This is a genomic window from Stenomitos rutilans, assembly GCF_059505485.1.
In genome coordinates this window covers 18,441-39,467 of record NZ_JCACKR010000115.1, presented here as the reverse complement: position 1 = coordinate 39,467, position 21,027 = coordinate 18,441, and the positions used below count along the sequence as shown (strand labels likewise).

Annotated in this window: 20 protein-coding genes; 10 read left to right on the top strand and 10 right to left on the bottom strand. The window is 51.0% G+C overall.

Going from position 1 to position 21,027, the window contains the following annotated elements; all coding sequences use genetic code 11:
- Positions 1-51: 51 nt before the first annotated feature.
- Positions 52-201 carry a biopolymer transporter ExbD gene (locus AC5JLP_RS23280; protein ID WP_496070348.1) on the top strand — a complete coding sequence of 50 codons (150 nt, stop codon included), beginning with the start codon at positions 52-54 and terminating at the stop codon, positions 199-201.
- Entirely contained in the window at positions 155-427 is a 273-nt protein-coding gene (locus AC5JLP_RS23275) for an ExbD/TolR family protein (RefSeq protein WP_496070347.1), read from the top strand. Before AC5JLP_RS23280 ends, AC5JLP_RS23275 begins: the two co-directional genes overlap by 47 nt.
- 86 nt (positions 428-513) lie before the next feature.
- Here the strand turns inward: AC5JLP_RS23275 and gcvP are convergent, their stop codons facing one another.
- The 3 genes from gcvP to gcvT all read right to left on the bottom strand — a co-directional run bounded on the left by gcvP (position 514) and on the right by gcvT (position 5,360).
- Positions 514-3,501, bottom strand: a complete 2,988-nt coding sequence (gene gcvP, locus AC5JLP_RS23270; RefSeq protein WP_496070346.1) for an aminomethyl-transferring glycine dehydrogenase — start codon at positions 3,499-3,501, stop codon at positions 514-516.
- A 125-nt stretch (positions 3,502-3,626) separates the two neighbouring features.
- The gene (gene gcvH, locus AC5JLP_RS23265) at positions 3,627-4,016 is read right to left on the bottom strand and encodes a glycine cleavage system protein GcvH (RefSeq protein WP_496070345.1); all 390 of its coding nucleotides are present in this window, start codon (positions 4,014-4,016) and stop codon (positions 3,627-3,629) included.
- 192 nt (positions 4,017-4,208) lie between these two features.
- Positions 4,209-5,360: a glycine cleavage system aminomethyltransferase GcvT gene (gene gcvT, locus AC5JLP_RS23260; protein WP_496070344.1), complete on the bottom strand. Its 1,152-nt coding sequence runs from the start codon at positions 5,358-5,360 to the stop codon at positions 4,209-4,211.
- A gap of 96 nt (positions 5,361-5,456) precedes the next feature.
- Between gcvT and AC5JLP_RS23255 the strand changes: the two genes are divergently transcribed.
- Both AC5JLP_RS23255 and AC5JLP_RS23250 read left to right on the top strand, forming a co-directional pair.
- A complete protein-coding gene (locus tag AC5JLP_RS23255; RefSeq protein ID WP_496070349.1) occupies positions 5,457-5,723 on the top strand; it encodes a hypothetical protein in 267 nt (88 codons plus the stop codon).
- The gene (locus AC5JLP_RS23250; RefSeq protein WP_496070343.1) at positions 5,611-5,958 is read left to right on the top strand and encodes a PIN domain-containing protein; all 348 of its coding nucleotides are present in this window, start codon (positions 5,611-5,613) and stop codon (positions 5,956-5,958) included. Before AC5JLP_RS23255 ends, AC5JLP_RS23250 begins: the two co-directional genes overlap by 113 nt.
- A 111-nt stretch (positions 5,959-6,069) precedes the next feature.
- Here AC5JLP_RS23250 and AC5JLP_RS23245 read toward each other — a convergent pair whose 3' ends face one another.
- From AC5JLP_RS23245 to AC5JLP_RS23225, 5 genes are all read right to left on the bottom strand, one after another.
- Positions 6,070-7,938, bottom strand: coding sequence for a purple acid phosphatase family protein (locus AC5JLP_RS23245; protein WP_496070342.1), 1,869 nt, complete (start codon positions 7,936-7,938; stop codon positions 6,070-6,072).
- Between the two features lie 650 nt (positions 7,939-8,588).
- Positions 8,589-8,735, bottom strand: a complete 147-nt coding sequence (locus AC5JLP_RS23240) for a hypothetical protein (RefSeq protein ID WP_496070341.1) — start codon at positions 8,733-8,735, stop codon at positions 8,589-8,591.
- 153 nt (positions 8,736-8,888) lie between these two features.
- A complete protein-coding gene (locus AC5JLP_RS23235) occupies positions 8,889-10,496 on the bottom strand; it encodes a S10 family peptidase (RefSeq protein WP_496070340.1) in 1,608 nt (535 codons plus the stop codon).
- Entirely contained in the window at positions 10,462-11,799 is a 1,338-nt protein-coding gene (locus AC5JLP_RS23230; protein WP_496070339.1) for a DNA methyltransferase, read from the bottom strand. Before AC5JLP_RS23230 ends, AC5JLP_RS23235 begins: the two co-directional genes overlap by 35 nt.
- A 65-nt stretch (positions 11,800-11,864) precedes the next feature.
- Entirely contained in the window at positions 11,865-12,272 is a 408-nt protein-coding gene (locus AC5JLP_RS23225; protein ID WP_496070338.1) for a Na-translocating system protein MpsC family protein, read from the bottom strand.
- Between the two features lie 518 nt (positions 12,273-12,790).
- Between AC5JLP_RS23225 and AC5JLP_RS23220 the strand changes: the two genes are divergently transcribed.
- Positions 12,791-13,231: a response regulator gene (locus AC5JLP_RS23220; RefSeq protein WP_496070337.1), complete on the top strand. Its 441-nt coding sequence runs from the start codon at positions 12,791-12,793 to the stop codon at positions 13,229-13,231.
- Positions 13,232-13,431: 200 nt separating this feature from the next.
- Here AC5JLP_RS23220 and AC5JLP_RS23215 read toward each other — a convergent pair whose 3' ends face one another.
- Positions 13,432-14,550 carry a M23 family metallopeptidase gene (locus tag AC5JLP_RS23215; RefSeq protein WP_496070336.1) on the bottom strand — a complete coding sequence of 373 codons (1,119 nt, stop codon included), beginning with the start codon at positions 14,548-14,550 and terminating at the stop codon, positions 13,432-13,434.
- A gap of 242 nt (positions 14,551-14,792) precedes the next feature.
- Here AC5JLP_RS23215 and pgeF point away from each other — a divergent pair, with 242 nt between their 5' ends.
- Positions 14,793-15,575, top strand: a complete 783-nt coding sequence (gene pgeF, locus AC5JLP_RS23210) for a peptidoglycan editing factor PgeF (protein ID WP_496070335.1) — start codon at positions 14,793-14,795, stop codon at positions 15,573-15,575.
- 365 nt (positions 15,576-15,940) lie between these two features.
- Here pgeF and AC5JLP_RS23205 read toward each other — a convergent pair whose 3' ends face one another.
- Complete coding sequence (locus AC5JLP_RS23205; RefSeq protein ID WP_496070334.1) at positions 15,941-16,093, bottom strand: hypothetical protein; 153 nt, start codon at positions 16,091-16,093, stop codon at positions 15,941-15,943.
- A gap of 741 nt (positions 16,094-16,834) precedes the next feature.
- Between AC5JLP_RS23205 and AC5JLP_RS23200 the strand changes: the two genes are divergently transcribed.
- The 4 genes from AC5JLP_RS23200 (at position 16,835) to AC5JLP_RS23185 (ending at position 20,975) form a co-directional block, all read left to right on the top strand.
- Entirely contained in the window at positions 16,835-18,361 is a 1,527-nt protein-coding gene (locus tag AC5JLP_RS23200; RefSeq protein WP_496070333.1) for a nicotinate phosphoribosyltransferase, read from the top strand.
- Between the two features lie 72 nt (positions 18,362-18,433).
- Positions 18,434-19,033, top strand: a complete 600-nt coding sequence (locus AC5JLP_RS23195) for a nicotinate-nucleotide adenylyltransferase (RefSeq protein WP_496070332.1) — start codon at positions 18,434-18,436, stop codon at positions 19,031-19,033.
- Positions 18,994-19,767, top strand: a complete 774-nt coding sequence (locus tag AC5JLP_RS23190) for an NUDIX hydrolase (protein WP_496070331.1) — start codon at positions 18,994-18,996, stop codon at positions 19,765-19,767. Before AC5JLP_RS23195 ends, AC5JLP_RS23190 begins: the two co-directional genes overlap by 40 nt.
- Positions 19,768-19,853: 86 nt before the next feature.
- Complete coding sequence (locus AC5JLP_RS23185) at positions 19,854-20,975, top strand: DUF4238 domain-containing protein (RefSeq protein WP_496070330.1); 1,122 nt, start codon at positions 19,854-19,856, stop codon at positions 20,973-20,975.
- Positions 20,976-21,027 lie beyond the last annotated feature (52 nt).

Here is a 21,027-nt window from a genome sequence, read left to right as displayed (position 1 = left end):
AACTTGAAAGGTCATGTTGGCTAACTTCGTTCTTATTTCCCGACAGCTCTAATGCCTGAGGTGAATTTGGTGTCGATGATGGATGTCATTATGGTCATCCTCACTTTTTTCATCATCATTTCCATGACGTTGAGCGATTTTTCAATCTGTGAGTGTGCCGCTACCCAGAACGGACAATGCCAGCAAAGAAAAGTCGCCTGATCCAATGCTGGTGGGCTTGAATAAGCAGGGACAGATTCTACTCAAAAATCAGACAGTGAGTGAAAAAGAATTGGCTCAACAAGTTGTGGCATATTTGGAAAAGCACCCAAAAGGTGCCATTGTGCTGCGAGCCGACAAACAATTGACGTATGAAAAAGTGGTGCAGGTTTTTAGTGCTGTGCAATTAGTGGGTGGCGATCGCGTTTCGCTAGCGGTTGAACAATAAACCATCGACGAAAAGGCACCTGCCGTGAAAGCGTTTTGCACGCAACGATTGGCTTGCTTGCAAATGAATCGTGCTCTAAACGTAACTTAATGTTCGTAAGCGTCCATTGGTGGGCAGGTGCAGACAAGGTTGCGATCGCCATAGGCCTGATCAATGCGTCCCACCGCCGCCCAGAATTTGTTGTCTCGCGTCCAGGTGGTTGGATAAGCCGCTTGTTCACGAGTGTAGGGACGATCCCATTCGTCTACCATCAGCGCAGCAGCGGTATGGGGTGCGTGTTTGAGGAGATTATTCTGACGATCGACCGTGCCCTCTTCGATCGCGCGGATCTCTACTCGGATAGCGATCATGGCATCACAGAAGCGATCGAGTTCCTGCTTCGATTCGCTTTCGGTCGGTTCTACCATGATGGTACCTGCCACAGGCCACGATACTGTAGGCGGATGGAAGCCGTAGTCAATCAGCCGTTTGGCAATATCATCCACTTCAATCTCAGCCGTCTTTTTAAACTGCCTCAAGTCCAGAATACATTCGTGGGCAACCAGGCCATGTTTACCTTTGTACAGCACTGGGTAGTGCCCCTCCAGCCGTTTAGCGATGTAGTTTGCATTCAAAATGGCAATCTGCGTGGCTTTGGTCAGCCCTTCGACACCCATCAACGCGATATACGCCCAGGAAATGGGGAGAATGCTGGGGCTACCCCAGGGAGCTGCTGATACGGCACCAACGCCCTGTTTGCCACCCACCTGCACGATCGGATGCTTAGGCAAAAAGGGCGCCAGATGAGCTGCCACGCCGATCGGCCCCATGCCAGGGCCACCGCCACCGTGAGGAATGCAAAAGGTTTTGTGCAAGTTCAAATGACACACATCTGCGCCAAAGTCACCGGGACGACACAACCCCACTTGCGCGTTCAGGTTGGCACCATCCATATACACCTGTCCACCGTTGGCATGAATGCACTCGCAGATCACCTGAATGCTTTCCTCAAAAACCCCATGCGTGGAGGGATAGGTGACCATCAGCGCGGCAAGATTGTCCCGATGCTGTTCGGCTTTGGCCTTCAGGTCTGCAACATCGATATTGCCGTCGCGATCGCATGCCACAGCCACAACCTTCAGCCCAGCCATCACAGCGCTTGCAGGATTAGTTCCATGCGCCGACTGGGGAATTAGGCAAATGGTACGATGCCCTTCGCCCCGTTGTTCGTGATATTGACGGATCACCAGCAGCCCGGTGTATTCGCCCTGAGAGCCTGCATTCGGTTGCAGTGAGATGCCCGCAAAGCCCGTGATTTCTGCTAGCCAGTGTTCTAGCTGCTCAAAGAGTGCCTGGTAGCCGTGGGTTTGATCCAGCGGTGCAAAGGGATGGATTTGCCCAAACTCTGCCCAGGTGATTGGCAACATTTCGGTTGTGCCATTGAGTTTCATGGTGCAGGAGCCAAGGGGAATCATCGCGGTTGTCAGCGATAGATCTTTGGACTCCAACCGATGCAGGTAGCGCAACAGTTCCGTCTCGGAATGGTAGGTATTGAAGACGGGGTGTGTCAGGTAGGACGTAGAACGCAGGAGGGAGGCTGGAAGCAGGGAACGAGATGATGCTGTCAGCAAATCTTCTGGGGTAAAGTGGGTCACTTCTGCGCCTGCAAACACTTGAAAAAGTGCCAGCAGATCATCGGACGAAACGGTTTCATCCAGCGCGATCGTGAAGGTGTGGGCATCCAGTTGCCGCAGGTTGATCTGGTGAGAATGGGCGCGTCGGATTACTTCGGGCGCTTTGCCGTCTGGAACCGTTACTCGCAGTGTGTCGAAGCAGGGTTCGGGACTGGGCGCATACCCCAACCGCCGCAAGCCCTCTGCCAGAATCACCGTGAGATGATGCACCCGATCGCCAATCCGTCGTAACCCGTGAGGCCCGTGATACACCGCATACATACTCGCCACGATCGCCAGTAGCACCTGAGCCGTACAAATATTGCTGGTGGCTTTGTCGCGCCGAATATGCTGTTCACGGGTTTGCAGCGCCAACCGCAACGCAGGTGTGCCATGCACATCTTTAGAAACTCCAACCAATCGACCGGGCAACTGGCGTTTGAAGGCATCCTTAGTGGCAAAGTAAGCCGCATGAGGGCCACCGTAGCCAAGCGGTACGCCAAACCGTTGCGTGTTGCCGATCGCAATATCCGCGCCAAATTCTCCTGGTGGCATCAGCAACGTTAGGCTGAGCAAATCGGCAGCAACGGTGACTAGAGCGCCAGCGGCATGGGCGCGATCGCAAAACTCTCGATAGTCGTAAATCGCTCCATCAGTAGCCGGATATTGCAGCAGCACACCAAACACGGGTTGGTCAAACTGAAAGGTGCGGTGATCGCTCACAATCACATCAATGCCTAACGGTTTGGCGCGAGTTTGGACAACGGCGATCGTTTGAGGATGGCACGCTTCAGACACCCAAAAGGCATTGGCTTTTGTCTTGCTCACGCCATAGCTCATCGCCATTGCTTCAGCGGCAGCGGTTGCTTCGTCTAGCAGAGACGCATTCGCAATTTCCAATCCTGTCAAATCGGTCACCATTGTCTGGAAGTTGAGCAGCGCTTCCAAGCGTCCCTGAGCGATTTCGGGTTGGTAAGGGGTGTACTGGGTATACCAGCCTGGGTTTTCGAGAATGTTGCGCTGAATGACGGGTGGCGTGATGCAGTTGGAGTAGCCCATCCCGATGAAGGAGCGGAAGACGTGATTCTCCTGCGCCATTTCCTTCAGTGATGCCAGCAGTTCGTATTCGGCTTTGCCAGATTCCAGCCGCAGCGGCTTCCGTAGGCGAATGCCACGCGGTATGGCGGCATCCATCAAAGCCTCCAGACTATCAAAGCCGATCGCGGCTAGCATCTGGTCAATGTCAGCGTCTCGCGGCCCAATGTGGCGATCGGCAAACGTATCGGTGTAGGCGAGTGGGGAGTGGGGAGTAGAGAGTGGGGAGTGGGGAGTAGGGGAGAACACAGACGTGTCTAGCCGTTTGAACTCAATGCCATTTTGATCAGGATTCTTACTCACGCTGGCTTGGGACGGTTCTAGCATAGACGACTCTGGCTGTGGTTTCTAAGCAAAAAGCGTGGTGCTCGATCGTGATGTGTAGCATCATCTACACACGCTACGACAGACCACCTTCATATTCTGCAATATCTGAGCAAAAAAATTCCCCCTTACTCCCCTTCGACCTGCTCACGATACTCATCTGCCGAAAGTGCATCATCCAACTCGCCCGGATCATTCACCCTTACCTTAAGCAGCCACCCTTCACCATAGGGATCTTCAGCTAACTGCTCTGGTGCGTCGATGAGGGGCGAGTTGACTTCGATAACCGTGCCCGTCACGGGAGAGTTAAGGTCTTCTACTGCTTTGACCGATTCGACGGTGCCAAACTTTTCGCCTTTTTCCAGCGCATCGCCCAGTTCCGGCAGTTCTAAGAACACAATGTCACCCAGTTGATCCACCGCAAAGGCGCTAATGCCGATCGTGGCAATTTCTCCTTCCAAACGGGCGTATTCGTGCGAGTCCAGGAATTTAAAATCACCAGGATAATCAAAAGCCATGTTGTCTCCTTGGATTCAGATTAGCTATTAGCGGTCAGCTATAGCGATCCTACTTGAATTCTGTCGATCGATTCAGCTTCAATCGATTAGCTTGAAAAATCTAAGCGGCTTGTTGGCCTTTTGAGTCTTGAATCAACCCAATCGATCATCGCTAACAACCAACAACTAACAACTAAAGCTGACCGCTGACCGCTAACTAGCTCGTCGATAAAATGGCTTCTTGACCACCGTTGCCGGATAAAGCTTACCGCGAATTTCTACCTCAATGGCTTGTCCAGGTTTCGACAAGGCTGTGGGGATGTAAGCCAGCGCGATCGCATCCCCTAATGTTGGAGACTGAGTACCGCTGGTCACTTCGCCCACAGTCTGCCCATTGTGAAACACTCGATAGCCATGACGAGCAATGTTGCGTCCCTGCATTTGCAACCCCACGAGCCGTCGCTGGACACCTGATTGCTTTTGCTGTTCCAGCACCGATCGCCCGATGAAGTCCCCTTTGCTGTCTAGATGCATCAGCCAACCAAGTCCCGCCTCAAACGGTGTAGTCGTATCATCGATATCCTGCCCGTAGAGCGCCATTGCTGCTTCCAGGCGCAAGGTATCGCGGGCACCTAAACCACAGGGAGTAACCCCTGCATCCAGGAGCGATCGCCACAACTCTACACCGACTGCCGGATCGACCATCACTTCAAAGCCATCTTCGCCCGTGTAGCCTGTGCGTGCCAAAAAGCCCGGTTGTCCCAGCACGGTGCCTTCTAAATGCCCAAACGCTAGCACGGGAGCGAGATCCTCCTGCACAAACGGCTGTAAGCGCTTTACCGCTTCTGGCCCCTGCACCGCTAGCAAGACGTTTGTGGTGGAAACATCCTGAAACGTCAACCGACTGTGATCAAGTTGCTCCAGCATCCAGGTTTTGTCTTTCAATGTGGTGCCCGCGTTGACGATCGCAAACCAGCGCTGTTGCCCTGCTTCATTCAATCCTTGATAGTAAAAGATCAGGTCATCCACAATGCCGCCTTGAGGATTGAGTAGCACGGTGTATTGAGCCTGTCCGGGCTGCAAGCGGCTCAAATCCGACGGCACCAAGGTTTGCAGTTGTTCCACCAGCCGATCGCCCGTCAGCACAAACTTACCCATGTGCGATATGTCAAACATCCCAGCCGTCGATCGCACAGCCTGATGTTCACGGGTAATGCCGCTGTACTGGACTGGCATCTCCCAACCGGAAAAACCAGTCATCCGCGCTTTGAGGCTCATCCCTAAATCAAACAGCGGAGTCCGCGCCAACGGGAGGGGCACATCTGCTGCTGACATTGCTTGCTGGTTGCTGTGAGGCTCTGTCACAGGTTTTGCCTTCCTTGCATGACACCCTTCATCCTAGTTGGCTTTCAACCATGCGGTCAAACGCTAAGCTGGGGTATGACGCTCCGAGGTTTGTGTATGAATCTCTCTCCTGCGCTGCAACGCGCGATCGAACAGATTGCTTCCAGTCAAGGCATTTCAACAGATGAGTTTATCATCCAAACTCTGACAGAGAAGGTCAGTAGCTTTCACAAACCGTCTCCATCCTCAACATCACAGACTGGACTGAGAGATGAGAATGGCATTCTGGTCTTCGGTTCACAGCTTGGCAGAATTTTATTCAGTGATAACTCGAATGCCAAGCCAACCTCGGATGTCGCCTCAGGAGGCCAAGACTTTGATTGAGAACCACCTCCAGTATTTAGAAGCGATCCCATTAGAAACGGCAAATTATCAAGCCGCGATCGCCCAAATGACGGCTCTTAATCTTCCTGGTGGGGGAATTTTTGACGCTTTAATTGCCCAAGCTGCCCTCAAGGTAGCCGCAGACCAAATTTTGACACTCAATCCTAGACACTTCACTCGCCTTGATGCCGCGATCGCACAAATAACTGTGGTTCCTCATACCAATTTGAATTGAAAATGCGACACATCCTGTAGGGGCAAGGCATTGCCTTGCCCCTACCCAACGATTGATCTGTAGCCGTCATTCTTTAAATCGGTATCAGTAATGGAAGTAGCCCAAAAGCCTCTATTGCCTTAGCTTAAATTCATCAAACTTGATGACGTTAGATTTTGGCTCGCGGGTATCAAAGCGATAGCTGCTGATGGTGCCTGTGCCTGTATCGAAGATGCTGAAAGCGGTGATGTCATTACTGGCGATGTAGGGCATGGGCTGCTTCTTGTCATTAAGGAGCGGGGCGATCGTGGGTACGATCGACTCCAAGCCATTAGGATTCCCCGATGCAGCGTACTCTTCCTTGTAGTTTGTGGGTACAACCCGTTTGCGATCGCCCACAAACGCACCATAGGAATTTCCCACATTGGACGTTTCCAAAAAGTGCATCCCACTGGGACTGATAAAGCGATTCCACAGGTGTGAATGCCCATAAAACACCAGTTGCACATTCGCCTTCTCCAATAGCGGCACCACATCGCGAATGATGTAATCGTCCTGCTTAGGATATTCGTAACGAATGGCTTTAGTAACCTGATACTTGAGCGGAGGGGGAGGCGAGTCTTGTGGTGATGGTTGTAGCCCGGCTCGTGCTTGCTGTAAACCTGAGTCCCCGTGTCGCACTTCAATCTCTTCTGTCTCTTTGACTTCCACTGGATCGGTGTAAGCAGGAACGATGTTCTCACCTAATGAATGGGGTGGATGGTGGAACATGACCAGCTTATATTTGGCGTTCTTGAACTCTGGGCTATTGAGTTCCTGTTCGAGCCAATTGTATTGAGGGCTGCCTTTGGCGATCGGTTCAAACAAATGCTGCCCATAGCCCTTTTCCCTGAAGCTGTTAATGTCTTGATCCCGCTCTCGGTATTTTCCCTTTGCATCTGCTGCAAGGCTGGGGGTACGCCAGACGTTGGTGATGTATAGAACGACCAGACGTAGATCACCAAAGGTCTCTGCGTAGTAGCGCTTGCCACCTTGAGGACTCTGGGGCAGCGTGAAAATCTCTTCGTAAGTGTCTGTGTTAAATGAATGGTCTTTCACAAACTCCTTGCGTTTGGCAACCAGTTCCTTCCCGGCGGCGGGGTTGGCACGAACCGTGTTGAGAACGGCATCGTAGAAGGATGTCTCTCCAGCCTGAAGCGGCACCGTGTTGTAAAACTGCTCGTTGAGAGGTTCTTCGGTGGAGAAGCGTCCCATGACTTCGTGGTTGCCGATCGCGGTATACATCGGCGCATGTTGAATGATGGCTCCCCCTTTGTAGCAAGTCTTCACGCCATTTTTTTCTAGCTCATAGCAGGCGCGGCCTTGCAGACCGGGAAAGAGCGAACCGCCGCAGGCATCATCAAACCATTCCGAGGCACGATCGGCGACGTTGATCAAATCTCCGGCAAAGAGGACGAGATCGACCTGCCCGATCGTTTCCACTACTTTTTGCAAGTTTGCTGCCACCATCGGCTTGATCTGATGGTCGGAGGTCAGCAGAATTTTGAGGGGCTTTCCGGGGGACGGTTTCGCCGTTAGAGTATACGTCTCGCTAACCACCGTTGCACCATCTTCGCGCATGCTGGTCACGCGATAGGGCACCCGCCGATCGGGTTTCAACCCTGTGACTTCTGCCTCATGCCGCCAGATGGGGCGTACTGTCACGCGATCGTATTGCTTCGTCAAATGGGAGTCAGCATCCTCGCGAGTGCGGCTTAACTGAGTGGTGTTTGCCGTTACGGTTTGAGTGAATCTATCCCCATACGCCACCGTATGCTTCGTGCCTGCAAAGTCAGTAAACCACACCACGCGCACAGAAGAGTCTGAGGGCAATTGCAAGAATGGCTCTGTGAGAAGGGTTGGTTTGGCAGACATTGCAGGCGTGAGAGTGGAGTACAACAAACCGATTATGACCACTACTGCGGCTAGCAGCAGCATACGACGGGTCAGGCGTTTCAGCATGCATACCTGGGCTACATCAGGAGTAAGAGCGTTGTACTCAAATCATACGCTCAGTGGTTAAGTTATACCGATTTAAAGAATGACGACTACAGATCAATCGGTGGGTAGGGGCAAGGCATTGCCTTGCCCCTACAGGATGCGTCGCATTTTCAATTCAAATTGGTATTACAAGGCTCTTTCATTCCCTTTGGCAGCGAATAGGAACGGATGAAACAGATGATTCTTCACTGCTAACGGATCACCTATCCGCTTCATCTGTTGCCAAATCTGTTGCCAAAGGGCCTCAATTATCACGGTTTGTTAGAGCCGCAGAGTGGCAATCTATTCGATGAGTTTGTTAGTGCACGATCGCAGCACAGCAATCCCTGTACACCGATCAAATCAAGTGGTTGGTGAATCCGAGCGTTTACTAGCAGCAGGTAAACGAGGTCGTTGAGTCTTTGACACTCGTCAGCGAGTCTTTGAACCTCGTCAATGAGTCTTTGAACCTCGTCAATGAGTCTCTAACACTCGTGGTCGAGTCTTTGATACTCGTGGTCGAGTCTTTGATACTCGTTGTTGAGTCTTTGACACTCATTAGCGAGTCTTTGAACCCCGTCAGTGAGTCTCTAACACTCGTGACCGAGTCTTTGAACCTTGTCAGCGAGTCTCTAATACTTGTCGTTGTATGTTAGAGCTTCGCTAATGAGCCGTTCACACAACTCATGGCGCTTTGGAGGCGCGATCGCTCCACACAGGAGTAAGAACAGTTCAATGTTTGAGAGTTGTTTGAGCGCATTCAAATCAATCTTGGTCATCACAACTCCTTGGCTGGTAGAAATGAGCGAGTGAAGCAATTGGTTTCGCAATGTTCTTACAGCGTAGGAGTTGAGCCTGACCGATCGCATGAATCAGATGTCCCAAAATGGTTGATGACTAAAGTCCTGAAAATCGTACTGGACGAGTTGCCGCTATGCCGTTGCGTGTTGATAAAAGGCTTGCATGGCAGCGAACCATTGCTGACGCGATCGCTCCCAGGTGTAAAACATGTGTCCCCCTTCGTAGTGCTGCAAGGTGAGATTCGGCCGCAGTTCTGGGTCAAGTTTCATCAATGCTGCCAGATGATTAGACGCAAAATAGGGCGTAACCAAATCAAAAAAGCCGTGCGTGATGTATACCTGCATGTAAGGATTGAGGGTCATCCCAATACGTAGGTCATCCACTGCACCAATGAAGCCCTGCCTTAACTCGCCCTTAAGATCAAACTTCCAGGCTTTAAAAACTTCGTAGTTGAGCAAGTGATACGACAGATCGGTTTCGATCGCCAACGTATCGCGCAGGTGACTGTTGATGGCACCGGTGAATAAGCGATCGATGCCATCCAGGGTGGGATCGATGCCCTCATAATGGATGCGATCGGGAAAGGGATCGATCGCCGTTAGAGACGCATCATACAGTCCCACAATCCGCTGCTGGTCGCGGAGTAATTCGCGGGCAAAGACTTCGATATCAACCCGTCCGCTTTGCCGTTCTACCAGCGCTAGCGGCAAGCCAATTAACCCAGCAAGCTGTTGATACGCTACCTGCCGTTCATCAGATGTACTCAGATCCCCTGCCGCCAGTAAGGGGATGAGGGTTTTAAGCGCAAACCGTTCAGCCGCCGCTGTGTGGGCTTGCAGATCGCCTGGATTGCCTGCCCACTGAGCGCGATCGTGATGTGCAGCAGAAGCCGCTAGAGAGGGCAGCAGCGTTGCCCAGGAAGTCAGGTCATAATCGCTACCACCCAGCAGGCTAAATTCCAGCGCGGGTGAAATGAGAATGGCACCGGACAGCCCAATGCCAAAGTCTTGCTGCAATTTACGCGCCAGACGAGCGACCCGAAACCCACCGTAGCTTTCACCTGCAATAAAAATGGGCGACAGCCAGCGCTTTTGACGAGACAGAAACCGCTGAATAAACTCACCCAGTGACTTTAGATCGCGCTCGACTTCCCAAAATTCGGTTTCTTTAGGCGTTTTCGAGTCGGTCGAACCCTCCTTCTCGTCGGTCGCTTTGTCAGACGGTAAGCTGCGGCTAAAGCCCGTGCCGATCGGATCGATAAACACCAGATCGGTAAAGCTCAGCCAACTTTCTAGATTGTCTGCCAACTGTACGGGTGGCTTGGGCAGGCTACCATTCTCACCAAACGCAATCCGCGTAGGTCCCAATGCGCCCATGTGCAGGTAGGCAGAGGCCGCACCGGGGCCACCATTGAAGACAAAGGTGAGCGATCGGGGTGCAGTTGTCTCTACAGCAGCGATGTACGCCACATGAAACATTTCGGCAACGGGCTTCTCTTGCTCGTACAAAATCTGCCACTCGGCTGAGACGGTGTAGCGCAGGTCGCCTTGAGGCAATGCCAGGGTATGTTCCGTTTTTGTGCCAGCGCGTGGGATCGGTGGTGTGAGGGTGTCGGTCATAAGAGAGCCAGGGGCTAAAGAATCATCTTTTGTATCCAGACCTCGGAGGTCTTCCAGACCTCCGAGGTCTACATGAAGTGTGACTTCATCCATTCCATCGTAAAACGACCACTTCTTCACGCATTTGTTCATTAGTAGCCGTAGCGATGCGGGTGCGAAAGAGGTCGATCGCCAGTACTTCGTAACCGAGCGATCGGGCGATATCAGCCAAAATCTGACCAGTCCGAATCATGACGCGCAGGTAAGAAGCCTGATCGCCCACCACATAAGCCAGTTGGGCACCGGGACGCAGGATTTGTCGCAGTTCTGCCAGATGTCGTGCCATGCCACCAAAATAGAGCTGGGTCGCGCGAGCGTAGAGTCGTTCAAACCCGCTGGTCTTACCCAACGCCAGTCGTCGAGCCTCAATCTCGTTGGCAATACGCTGGACTTCGACCTGATCGGCCACCCAGCGATCGTCTTCATCAGCCGCATAGACATTTCTGGTGTTTGAGCGCACGAGTCCTTGCTTGAGGGCACGGAGGTCAGCTTTGGTATTGATAAAACCCAGCAAAACGGATTCTAAGCGCGTGGTGCGGGTGTAGTCCTTTTCGTTGGGGTAGGGGGGCGAGGTGATGACCGCATCAATAGAATGAGGCTCCAGCACGTTCACTAATTGGCGCGAATCGGCATGATGGACGATCGCCTCGACGGAAGGATACTGCTGCAATTCCCGTAAATCCTTCGCCATAGTCTCGATCGCCTCCAACCAATGCTCAACCACGGGTGCATCAACCTTGGCCCGTCCTACACCCACTTCAGGGCCAAAGTGCAAATTGCTAATCGAATTCACAATGGCTTTGGCTAAGGCCAACCGCTCATGGTCGTAGTAAGGGGCTTCGGCTTGCTGCGTCAGGTGCTCCAGCAGCACCAACGTTTTATGCAGCGGAAGCGGACTGATCGAGTTCTTGAGAATCAGCTTCGCTTGCTCATCGTTGAGCGATCGCCAGGAGGCCGAGACGAGTGAATCAGTTTTCCCTAAAAGGGCGAGTTCGGCAAGCGTTTTGTCCGCAGTTTGTTTGGCGTGGTCTAGCAGGCGATCGGGGTCAGGGCACCAATCGGTTTTAACCCGTCCCGCCAAATGCGCCATTGGGTTGGCTTCAACGCCAACACTGGAAATCCCCAGCTTTTTGCATTCCACAACCGTTGTGCCCGTGCCACAAAAGGGGTCTAGTACCCGCTGTGCAGACGTAATACCAAACCGTTGCAGGTAGTCACGCACCAGATGGGGCGGAAACGACAGCACAAAGCGGTACCAGTTATGGGCCGCGTGGTCTTCAGCAAAAAGCTGATTGATTTCACTGCGGTAGCGTGCTTGTCTCGCTGTTGTAGCGGGGGCAGAAGCATCCAGGGGCAGCACAGGCAGGTTCGAGCCTTCAGTCATGTACTATGCAGTCATGTACTAAAAGGACAGTCTAACCGACATTGGCAACCTTACTGCGATTACGCTTACTTCACAGGCGTCGGAGCTTGTGGCGCTGGTTTACTGGCGGCATCACGCAGTTTGGGAGCCTCTGCAAGAATCACAATCATGCCAGTTCGCGCGGTCTCAAGGGTAGAATCGCTCAAGAGGTCAACCACGGCAACCCCAACGACTTCTTCAATCAACGTTTTGAGCTGTGGTTGAATGGCATCACCCAATTCAGAGTGGAGTGTTTCAACCAGTTCATTCTTGCCTTGATCCGCTAAAAGCTGCTCTGGCTGAGTGACAGACTGCTCCAGGACAATCGCAATCTTCGTCTCTAAAAGCTCGCAGTCAACCTGGCTGAGGCGATGTCCAAGCTGATTGCGATAAAGCGCTTGGATGCGTTGTGAGAGTGATCGCTCGATTTGACCCTTGGTTGGCAATGTGTCCATTATAACCAGCAGCAACAAATAATCTCTATTAGACAAGTAGACGAATCTGGATTATTCCAGCTATCTATCCCAAGAGGGATTTTAAGTATTTTATATCTGCTAGTGTCGCACAGCAATCATTATTCCTTGGTTTTTGAACAATATTCAGAGGAGGTCTTGTAACGGTTCTCAACGCAAGCAGCCACAGTCCTATCGAGACGCTATTGGGGGTTAGGGTGTCGGGTGTAGCGAACGCCTTAGATACCCTCCCAGGTTGAATCTCACCATATTAATATTTGAGGAATATTTATTCTTTAATGCCACTTCCGGTACGATCGTGGTCTAATTGTGTAAATCTAGAGATATGCATTCGCGTCATTAGCTTGCTGCCCTGTTGCCGTCCATCGGGTTGACACAGAGAAGCGCAACCTGGGCTATGAATCAAGATGAGCAGCCAAAAGCGCCGACTAGCCGCTTGAGGAGCTTCGTCCGATCTCCTTCAGAGACCCCTTACGGGTCTGAACCCTTACTGAAAAGGTATGGCTGAACAGAGTATGGACATTCCACGCTTTCCAACACCTGGCGCTCCAGTGAGAATACTGGTTGTTGACGATGACCAGGATAATCTTTTGCTTGTTAATTACCAGCTGCTACAGCTACTCGATTGTACGGTCATTAGCGCACAGGATGGGCAGGCAGCTATCTCGATGGCTCAAACTTACCTGCCAGATTTAATTCTGCTGGATATTATGCTGCCGACGATGGATGGTCTTGAAGTAGCAAGCGCGTTGAAGCAAAATCCCCAAACGCAGGCCATTCCGATTATTGCAGTCACAGCGATGGCTCGATCGCTCGATCAGGAGTTGGCAACGGCAGCAGGCTGTGACGACTACGTTTGCAAGCCCTACGAAATTGAAACGCTTTCAGCCGCGATCACGCGTCATCTCACGTTGCCATCCTCGCTACTTCAACCGTCCTAAGGCCGCAGGTTCCACCCTGACCTCCCCTTTCATCGGCACATGAGCTAAGGGCAAGTAGAAGCTTGGGGCTTTAGAAACGCGATCGCACGTTGAGGATAGCGGATTAGATCACTTCGACAAGTGAGATGTTCTGTAGGGGGCGCACAGCCGTGCGCCTGTACATCAGGATCACACGTTAATTGATATTCTCGTTCCTAGTACTATCCCTTTGGCGTGGCAGCCTTAGCTTGAGCAACCTGCACCGCTCTGACTAACTGTGCCAAAGCGTACTCCAACTGTGCTCCGGCATCCATCGCAACCCAACCATCCGGCGTGAGTTGGCGAAATTCAAAGTGAAGGTGCGGCCCAGTAGATAACCCTGTGCTACCCACACGCCCAATCACCATGCCTTGCTTCACTAATTCTCCGGGCTTCACAAAGATTTCAGACAGATGGGCATAAACCGTTTCTTGCGTTCCCTTGTTGTGGTCGATCGCAACGGCGAGTCCATAACCACCCAGAAAATCGGCGATCGCCACCTTACCCGCATACGCTGCCAGCACAGGCGTTCCCAAGGGCGCTGCTAAGTCGGTACCAGCATGAAGCCGCTGCTCACCTGTGATTGGATGGGTGCGCCAACCAAAGATTGACGAAATGGGAGCCGGAATCGAGAGCGGAAAAATCAGGCTAATATTGCCATTGCCCAACCGTCCTGGTGGTCGCGCAGTGCGGTTGTAATAGGCTTGCCAGGTGGGTGTGGTGCTGGTGCCAAGGCTTGTCGTCCCCAAATTTAAAGAACGCACACTCACAGCGGGTAGGCTACGGGATGCGGGCGCATTAGCAGCTTGCCAGCGACTATCTAACGTACAGGGGCTACCATCCAACAGTTGTCCGCCTCGTAAGACCGCGCGGCACCCAGTAGAGCGCTCTGTCAACACGATCGAGGTTGGCGCGTCATAGCTGCTTTCGGGGCGCGCAATGGCTGGTTTCGGTTGCGCGATGGTGGGGTTCACACCGCTGGGCTGCACAATCACCCGTTCTGGCGCTACGGGAACCTCTACAGAAGGCGCAACCTCTAACGTCTGTGGCGTTACCGAAGGGGCGATCGACGCCGAATTCACTGCTGTCGCTGGTTCCGGAACCGTTGGAGCGATCGCGCCCTTTGCCGCGTCTTGGGCTAACGCCATGCCACTACTGAGTAGACCAAACCCGCCAAGCAAACCAAGCCCACGGAGCAAAAGAGCACTACAGCGAGAAGGGAGCAGCATTGGGTGAGCGTTTGGAGTCATTTGCAGTTCCTGAGGGGCGATCGTTAAAGCACTAGCGACCTGGTCGTTCAAACGGGCTAATTAGTTCCATCAAAGCCGATGTTTCGTACGGAATCAACGAAGGACTTTAGACTGGAAGCTGTAGGACGTAAGCTACGGCTTAGTACACCGTTTGAGCAGCCAAATTGTGCTCTAAGGCTTACTGCCTGACGCGTAACCTAACAGCCCCGACCATTGTACTCGCCTTTAAAAATCTTCCTCAACAAAAATATGTTGAGAATGCTTGTTCCCCTCCAACATCGCCTTTTTCTCTTATGCATACATGGCATTGGCAGACCTGGAACGACTTGCCCTACTTGACTTGTAGCCTACTAGAACCGTGGTTACACGGCTTTTTTACCCAGCAGTTTTGGCCGCGATCGCCCGCCGAACTCACTAGAGTCTTGTATCCCAACGCACAGGCGTATCGGGTCAAGCAAGTACACGGCAACACGGTTTTAGCACCATCTGACATTGAAGCACTCACCGTGGACACAGACCCTCCGTCCGCCGATGGCTTGATCACTGAGCAGGCCAATCAGGCGGTGTGGGCCTGTAGCGCCGATTGTACGCCTGTGTTGATTGTCGATCGTGTGACCGGGCAAGTGGCGGCGGTGCATGCAGGCTGGCGAGGCACGTCACTAAAAATTGTTCCTCAAGCGATCGCTCGTTTATGTCAGCAGGGTAGCCAGCTACAAGATTTGCGGGTTGCAATGGGACCTGCGATCGAGGGTGATGTGTATCAGGTTTCGGAACACGTAGCGGCTGAAGTGGGGGCGACTGTGGTTGCCATTGACCCCACAGACACCGCTATGCTGCTCAGGGCGTTGCGCCAGATACCCAACTCTCCACTGCTAGACGACCCAGAACCAGGTCGGACACGATTAGACGTGCGGCGCATCAATGCTTTACAGCTAGAGCGGCTGGGCTTGAGTGCAGAACAACTGGCGATCGCACCCTACTGCACATACAAGACCTCCGATCGCTTTTTTTCCTATCGCCGTAGTCGTGAAAAGAAGGCGCAATGGTCTGGCATTATTAGCCGCGAAATGAATTAGCCGCGAAATGAGTCAGGAAAATAGAGTCTAGCGTCTAGTAGAGTGTCAACTTTGAGTTGAGAGCTCAATGGGTAGATGAGTAAGTAGGCGATCATCCCCGCCAACACATCGCCTGTCCATTCCTGATTGGCTGACAAATCTTTCCGCGATCGCCTGCCTCGCTCTGCACTAAAAGTGCGAACGAAGAGAAGGAAGTTCTCTATAGACAGGAAAAAACATGGTGAAATTTAAGGTGGAACACTTCACCAGCACAGGCAGATTCAAGCAATAAAACCTTATTAAACTGTTAAGCGATCGTGCTTTGACTAGAACCAATCTATACGTCAAAGCACGATCGCTGTTTGCCAATTGATGAGTCTGATCGCTTAGTCAAATAAAGATTTGCCCTTCTTCATCGGCGTGCCGTCAAAAGGCTGTAAACCCGTTGCCGGATAGGCATCGTCACTAGGACCAAAAATGCGTACAAAAGCGCCAGAAAAATACTGGACGACACGGTCAAGCTGCTTCAAGATAGACATAAAAATCCCTCAAGGAAACATCATTTCATTTAGAACCGAACCCAAGCCATCTTTGTTGAACTGTAGCGTTAGATGTCTGTGGAAATATCCATCTCAACACTTTGATTATGCCGAGAGAAAGAGTGCTAATCTCATTTTGCATTAATTGTTTATAGTCTGATTCAACTGTTTAAAAATCTTCTGTATGCTACGCGATAGTGACGCGATAGTAAGAGCTCTGTTTGACTAACAAAGCGCTTGGAATCCAACCTGCAAAAGATTTTTCAGTCAAGCGGGGTAAAAGGCAAAAGCAAATAAGCGGACGTAGTTGAGCTGAACATGCTACATGAGCTGACTGCTGATCAGTACTGTTTTGAGAAGCGTCAGTTTAATCGGAGCCTTCTACTTAGAAGGTAGAGGGCAGGCGCATCGCTTTTGCTTGGCATAGCGCACATACTGGTGTGCCGTTTCTAAGAGGGTTTGCCTGTAGAGACGACAAGACGTGGTGAAGACATGAGAAAATCTAATTCAGTTTTATTAACAATCACCATAAGCTTAGAATGCTTAAATGGTGTAAAAGGCGTTCAATTGCTGATTTTTAAGGCGATTTCAACGATTCCAAGGAGAAAATTAGACCTTTACCTTTCCTGATACATTGCCAGTTTTGGTTTTTTTAACTATAATACGAGACATGCTTGTCAAGTCGATCAACGAGGTCGTTACTCAAGCGCATTGCAGCCACTGGTTAAGTGTGGTGCTTCTATGCCAGCGTCATCACCGCTTGGCGCACTGTCGTTGATCGCGCCCCATACACCCGCACGTCTCATGACTCAATTGCGATCGCCTTCCAACTCGCTAACCGATGATCGGTTACTAACCCTGTCACCGAAGGATTACAGCCTGCTCACCGATCTTTACCAGCTCACCATGACGGCCTGTTATGTAGGCGAAAGGTTGGATCAGCGACGAGCTAGTTTTGAACTCTTTGCACGTCGTCTACCACAGAACTTTGGCTACCTGGTTGCGATGGGCCTAGAGCAGGCGTTGGCATACCTCGAAACGTTTTCCTTTGATTCCACACAGATTGAGGCGCTACAAGCTAGCGGGATTTTTACACATGCGCCCGATCGCTTCTGGTCGCTGCTCATGGAGCATCGGTTTACTGGCGATGTGTGGGCAGTTCCCGAAGGCACGATCGTCTTTGCAAACGAACCCCTCTTGCGGGTTGAAGCGACCCTCTGGCAGGCACAAATTGTCGAAACGTACTTGCTCAACACGCTCAACTATCAATCCTTGATTGCCACTCGTGCTGCCCGTTTGCGGGATGTGGCAGGCGCAAACGCAACGCTGTTTGAATTTGGGACACGACGAGCCTTTAGCCCTCAAGCCTCTCTCTGGGCAGCCCGCGCAGCCTTAGCAGGAGGGCTAGATGCGACATCTAACGTTCTGGCAGCGCTAAAACTGGGACGCAAGCCTGTGGGCACAATGGCCCATTCCCTCGTGATGGCGTTAGCGGCAACCGAAGGCAGCGAAGCAGAAGCCTTTACCGCCTTTCACCGTTACTTTCCTGGTGCGCCGCTTCTCATTGACACCTATGACACGATCGCCGCTGCCAAGCATCTCGCTACTCAACTGCAACAGCACGAAATAGAATTGGCAGGCATTCGGCTAGATTCTGGTGATCTAGTTGCCTTGTCTAAAGAAGTGCGCCAACTCTTGCCGGATGTTCCCATTTTCGCTAGCGGTGATTTGGATGAGGCCAAAATTACACAGCTTAAGGCGGCGGGAGCCTGCATCGATGGCTACGGGTTTGGCACCCAATTGGTAACAGGTACGCCCGTAAACGGTGTCTACAAACTGGTAGAAATTGATGGCATCCCTGTCATGAAGGAATCGACAAACAAAGCAACCTATCCGGGACGCAAGCAAATTTTTCGTCGCTATGAGCAGGGGCAGGCGGTGGGCGATCGCTTGGGGTTGATGGAGGAAGACGGAAGTCAGGAGTCAGAAGCCAGGAGTCAGGAGTCAGGAGAAGTTACACCCCACACCCCATACCCCACACCCCACCGCCCCCTGCAAGTGCAGCCCTTGATGCAACTCGTCATGCAAAACGGTCAGCGCCTGCATCCGTCGGAATCATTAGAGACGATCGCCCAACGCACCGCCCATTCCGTCACCAGCCTTCCTGCCCCAGCCCGTCAAATCCACGCTCCCGTCTTTATTCCAGTCGAACCATCTACCGCTCTACTCGACCTGGTTAAAACCACCCAGCGTCGGCAGCAGAAATAAAGGGTCAAAGTTACATCTCTAAGGTCTCTCTTGTCTAACAACGAACAACAACCAACCAACAACTAGCTACCCATGCTCACCATTGCTCTTTTTGGCACCAGCGCCGATCCACCGACCGCCGGACATCAGGCAATCTTAGTTTGGTTGTCACGGCGCTTCGATCGTGTCGCTGTGTGGGCCGCTGACAATCCGTTTAAGTCGCATCAAACGCCGTTGATCCATCGCATGACCATGCTGCAACTGTTGATCGACGACATCAACCCGCCGCGTCACAACCTGCATCTTTATGCAGATCTCAGCAAATCCCGCACCATTCATACGCTTGAAGTAGCTGAAGCCCTTTGGGTCGATGCCAGCTTCACCCTGGTCATTGGGTCTGACTTGATCTATCAACTGCCCAACTGGTATCAAAGTGACACACTATTAGAACGCGTGCATTTACTCATCATTCCACGCCCAGGGTTCGTACCAAACGAAATGGCTCTGGCAGAATTAAGGCAAAGGGGCGCGAGGCTGGCGATCGCCGATTTGACGGGTCCCGATACATCTTCCACCGCGTATCGTGAGCATGGAGATACCGATGCCTTGACACCTCCCATCGAAGCCTACATCCACCGGGAGCAACTATACCCATGCCAGAACGCCTCCAAAGAAAGACAGCCCATTCACTAGCTCATCCTCTGAGCGATCGCACCCCTACAGACTTTGCCCTTGCAGATTTTAAGGTCGGTGTTGACAACGTGATTTTTTCCGTTGATACCGCGCAAAATCGGCTGCTGGTGCTGCTGGTCATGCGGCAAGAAGAACCCTTTTTAGGGCAATGGAGTTTCCCTGGCACCCTGGTACGACGTGGCGAATCGCTCGAAGATGCCGCTTATCGCATCCTGGCAGAAAAAATACGTGCCCGAAACCTTTACCTGGAGCAGTTGTACACCTTTGGTGGCCCCAACCGCGACCCCCGCGAATCGATGGATAGTTACGGTGTTCGCTATTTGTCGGTCAGCTACTTTGCCCTCGTGCGCTTTGCCGAAGCCGAACTCATTGCTGATGGTGTGAGCGGCATTGCCTGGTATCCCTTAGAGCAAGTGCCCCGACTTGCCTTTGACCATAACGAAGTGCTGGAATACGGTCATCGCCGCCTGCGAAACAAGCTGGAATATAGCCCCGTTGCCTTTGAAGTGCTACCCGAATTGTTTACCCTCAGCGATTTATATCAACTCTATACAACCGTTTTAGGCGAAAACTTTTCCGATTATTCCAACTTTCGATCGCGCCTTCTCAAAATGGGCTTTCTCTCCGACACAGGCGTGAAAGCTTCCAGAGGTGCGGGTAGACCTGCAAGCCTTTACCGCTTTAATGCCGAAGCCTTTGCACCGTTGAAAGATAAGCCTCTAGTGTTTATTTAGTTGTTATGCTGCTAAGTCTCTGGTTAGGATGTATACCAAAGTATTTGTTGGACACAAATTTAGTGACTATTATCTAATAATTGTCCATGAATAAGCAGATAACTAAGAACCAGCACTATGTTCCTCAATGCTTGCTTAAGCATTTTGGTTGTGATGCAAAGAAAGGGAAAAGAATCAACATATTTGATATAGAAAGAACTGTTGTAAGATACAACCAATCAGTTAAAGAGGTTTTTTCGCAGAATTACTTCTATGGAAAGGACAATAAAGTTGAAGCCTTCATGGCTGAAGAAGTAGAAGCACCAGCTTCGAGAATAGTAGATAAAATTATTGATGGAGATTTCAATATAGTTAGTGAAGATATCTTAAGTCTGCACAGATTTATTTTATCTCTCTTTTATAGAACACCTGAAGCTATTGAAAGAGCAGGTGGATTTGTAAATTCACAGCTTGAGTCAATAGTGGGTGAGCTTCTAAGCCTAAACGGATTTGATCCAGAGTCGGCGGGCGATGGGCGCTTTAATTTTTATCAAGATCGTCTGGCTTCTCTAATGACTGTTCAAGGAGTGCTTGATGCCGTAATTCTGAGGGATATGAAATACCATGTCGTCAAAAATGAAACTTCTTTAGAATTCTATATATCTGATCATCCTGTATTTATATACAACTGGCTTTATCGCAATTTAGAACACCCCGGAGTTACAAGCATCACTGCGCTTGGTTTACAAATTTTTCTCCCGTTGTCACCCCAAATAACACTTTGCCTATATGACCCAAAGGTGTACAAATATGGGCAAAGAAGTTTAGTAACTCACGCTTTGGATGAAAAAGATATTGAGATTTTTAATTCATTTCAAGCTATTAACTCAGATTCAATAATAGGATTTCATTCAAGAAAAGATGAGATCAATGTAAAACATTTATATGAAAGATATAAAAACATCATGCTCCATCAGTATGAAAGTAGCATCCTATCGACTAAAAAGGAGAGCGAGGGAAAAATAAGATCTACACATTTTGTTTTCACACGACAAGCTAAGTTAAAAAAGATGCCTTCGTTCATAAAAATAAAAAGGAAATCCAAAGACTATGCGTCTTTATATCAAGAAAGAGATCCTGAACTATCTGCAACACACATGGAATTCAAGAGGTTGATAAATGAACAAAGACGACGTAGCGTTCTTGAATTAGACCAAGATGATTGTTGATAAATTAAGCTATGCGTTATTACAAGATTGATCCAGCATATTGACAGAAGCT

What these genes read in the sequence shown, in the direction of transcription:
- AC5JLP_RS23225 (WP_496070338.1), bottom strand. Translation starts at nt 12,272, where the DNA reads ATGGACACATTGCCAACCAAGGGTCAAATCGAGCGATCACTCTCACAA.
- AC5JLP_RS23220 (WP_496070337.1), top strand. Translation starts at nt 12,791, where the DNA reads ATGGCTGAACAGAGTATGGACATTCCACGCTTTCCAACACCTGGCGCT.
- AC5JLP_RS23190 (WP_496070331.1), top strand. Translation starts at nt 18,994, where the DNA reads ATGCCAGAACGCCTCCAAAGAAAGACAGCCCATTCACTAGCTCATCCT.
- AC5JLP_RS23245 (WP_496070342.1), bottom strand. Translation starts at nt 7,938, where the DNA reads ATGCTGAAACGCCTGACCCGTCGTATGCTGCTGCTAGCCGCAGTAGTG.
- AC5JLP_RS23230 (WP_496070339.1), bottom strand. Translation starts at nt 11,799, where the DNA reads ATGACTGAAGGCTCGAACCTGCCTGTGCTGCCCCTGGATGCTTCTGCC.
- AC5JLP_RS23185 (WP_496070330.1), top strand. Translation starts at nt 19,854, where the DNA reads ATGAATAAGCAGATAACTAAGAACCAGCACTATGTTCCTCAATGCTTG.
- AC5JLP_RS23200 (WP_496070333.1), top strand. Translation starts at nt 16,835, where the DNA reads ATGCCAGCGTCATCACCGCTTGGCGCACTGTCGTTGATCGCGCCCCAT.
- AC5JLP_RS23280 (WP_496070348.1), top strand. Translation starts at nt 52, where the DNA reads ATGCCTGAGGTGAATTTGGTGTCGATGATGGATGTCATTATGGTCATC.
- AC5JLP_RS23255 (WP_496070349.1), top strand. Translation starts at nt 5,457, where the DNA reads ATGAATCTCTCTCCTGCGCTGCAACGCGCGATCGAACAGATTGCTTCC.
- gcvH (WP_496070345.1), bottom strand. Translation starts at nt 4,016, where the DNA reads ATGGCTTTTGATTATCCTGGTGATTTTAAATTCCTGGACTCGCACGAA.
- gcvP (WP_496070346.1), bottom strand. Translation starts at nt 3,501, where the DNA reads ATGCTAGAACCGTCCCAAGCCAGCGTGAGTAAGAATCCTGATCAAAAT.
- AC5JLP_RS23250 (WP_496070343.1), top strand. Translation starts at nt 5,611, where the DNA reads ATGAGAATGGCATTCTGGTCTTCGGTTCACAGCTTGGCAGAATTTTAT.
- AC5JLP_RS23195 (WP_496070332.1), top strand. Translation starts at nt 18,434, where the DNA reads ATGCTCACCATTGCTCTTTTTGGCACCAGCGCCGATCCACCGACCGCC.
- AC5JLP_RS23205 (WP_496070334.1), bottom strand. Translation starts at nt 16,093, where the DNA reads ATGTCTATCTTGAAGCAGCTTGACCGTGTCGTCCAGTATTTTTCTGGC.
- AC5JLP_RS23240 (WP_496070341.1), bottom strand. Translation starts at nt 8,735, where the DNA reads ATGACCAAGATTGATTTGAATGCGCTCAAACAACTCTCAAACATTGAA.
- pgeF (WP_496070335.1), top strand. Translation starts at nt 14,793, where the DNA reads ATGCATACATGGCATTGGCAGACCTGGAACGACTTGCCCTACTTGACT.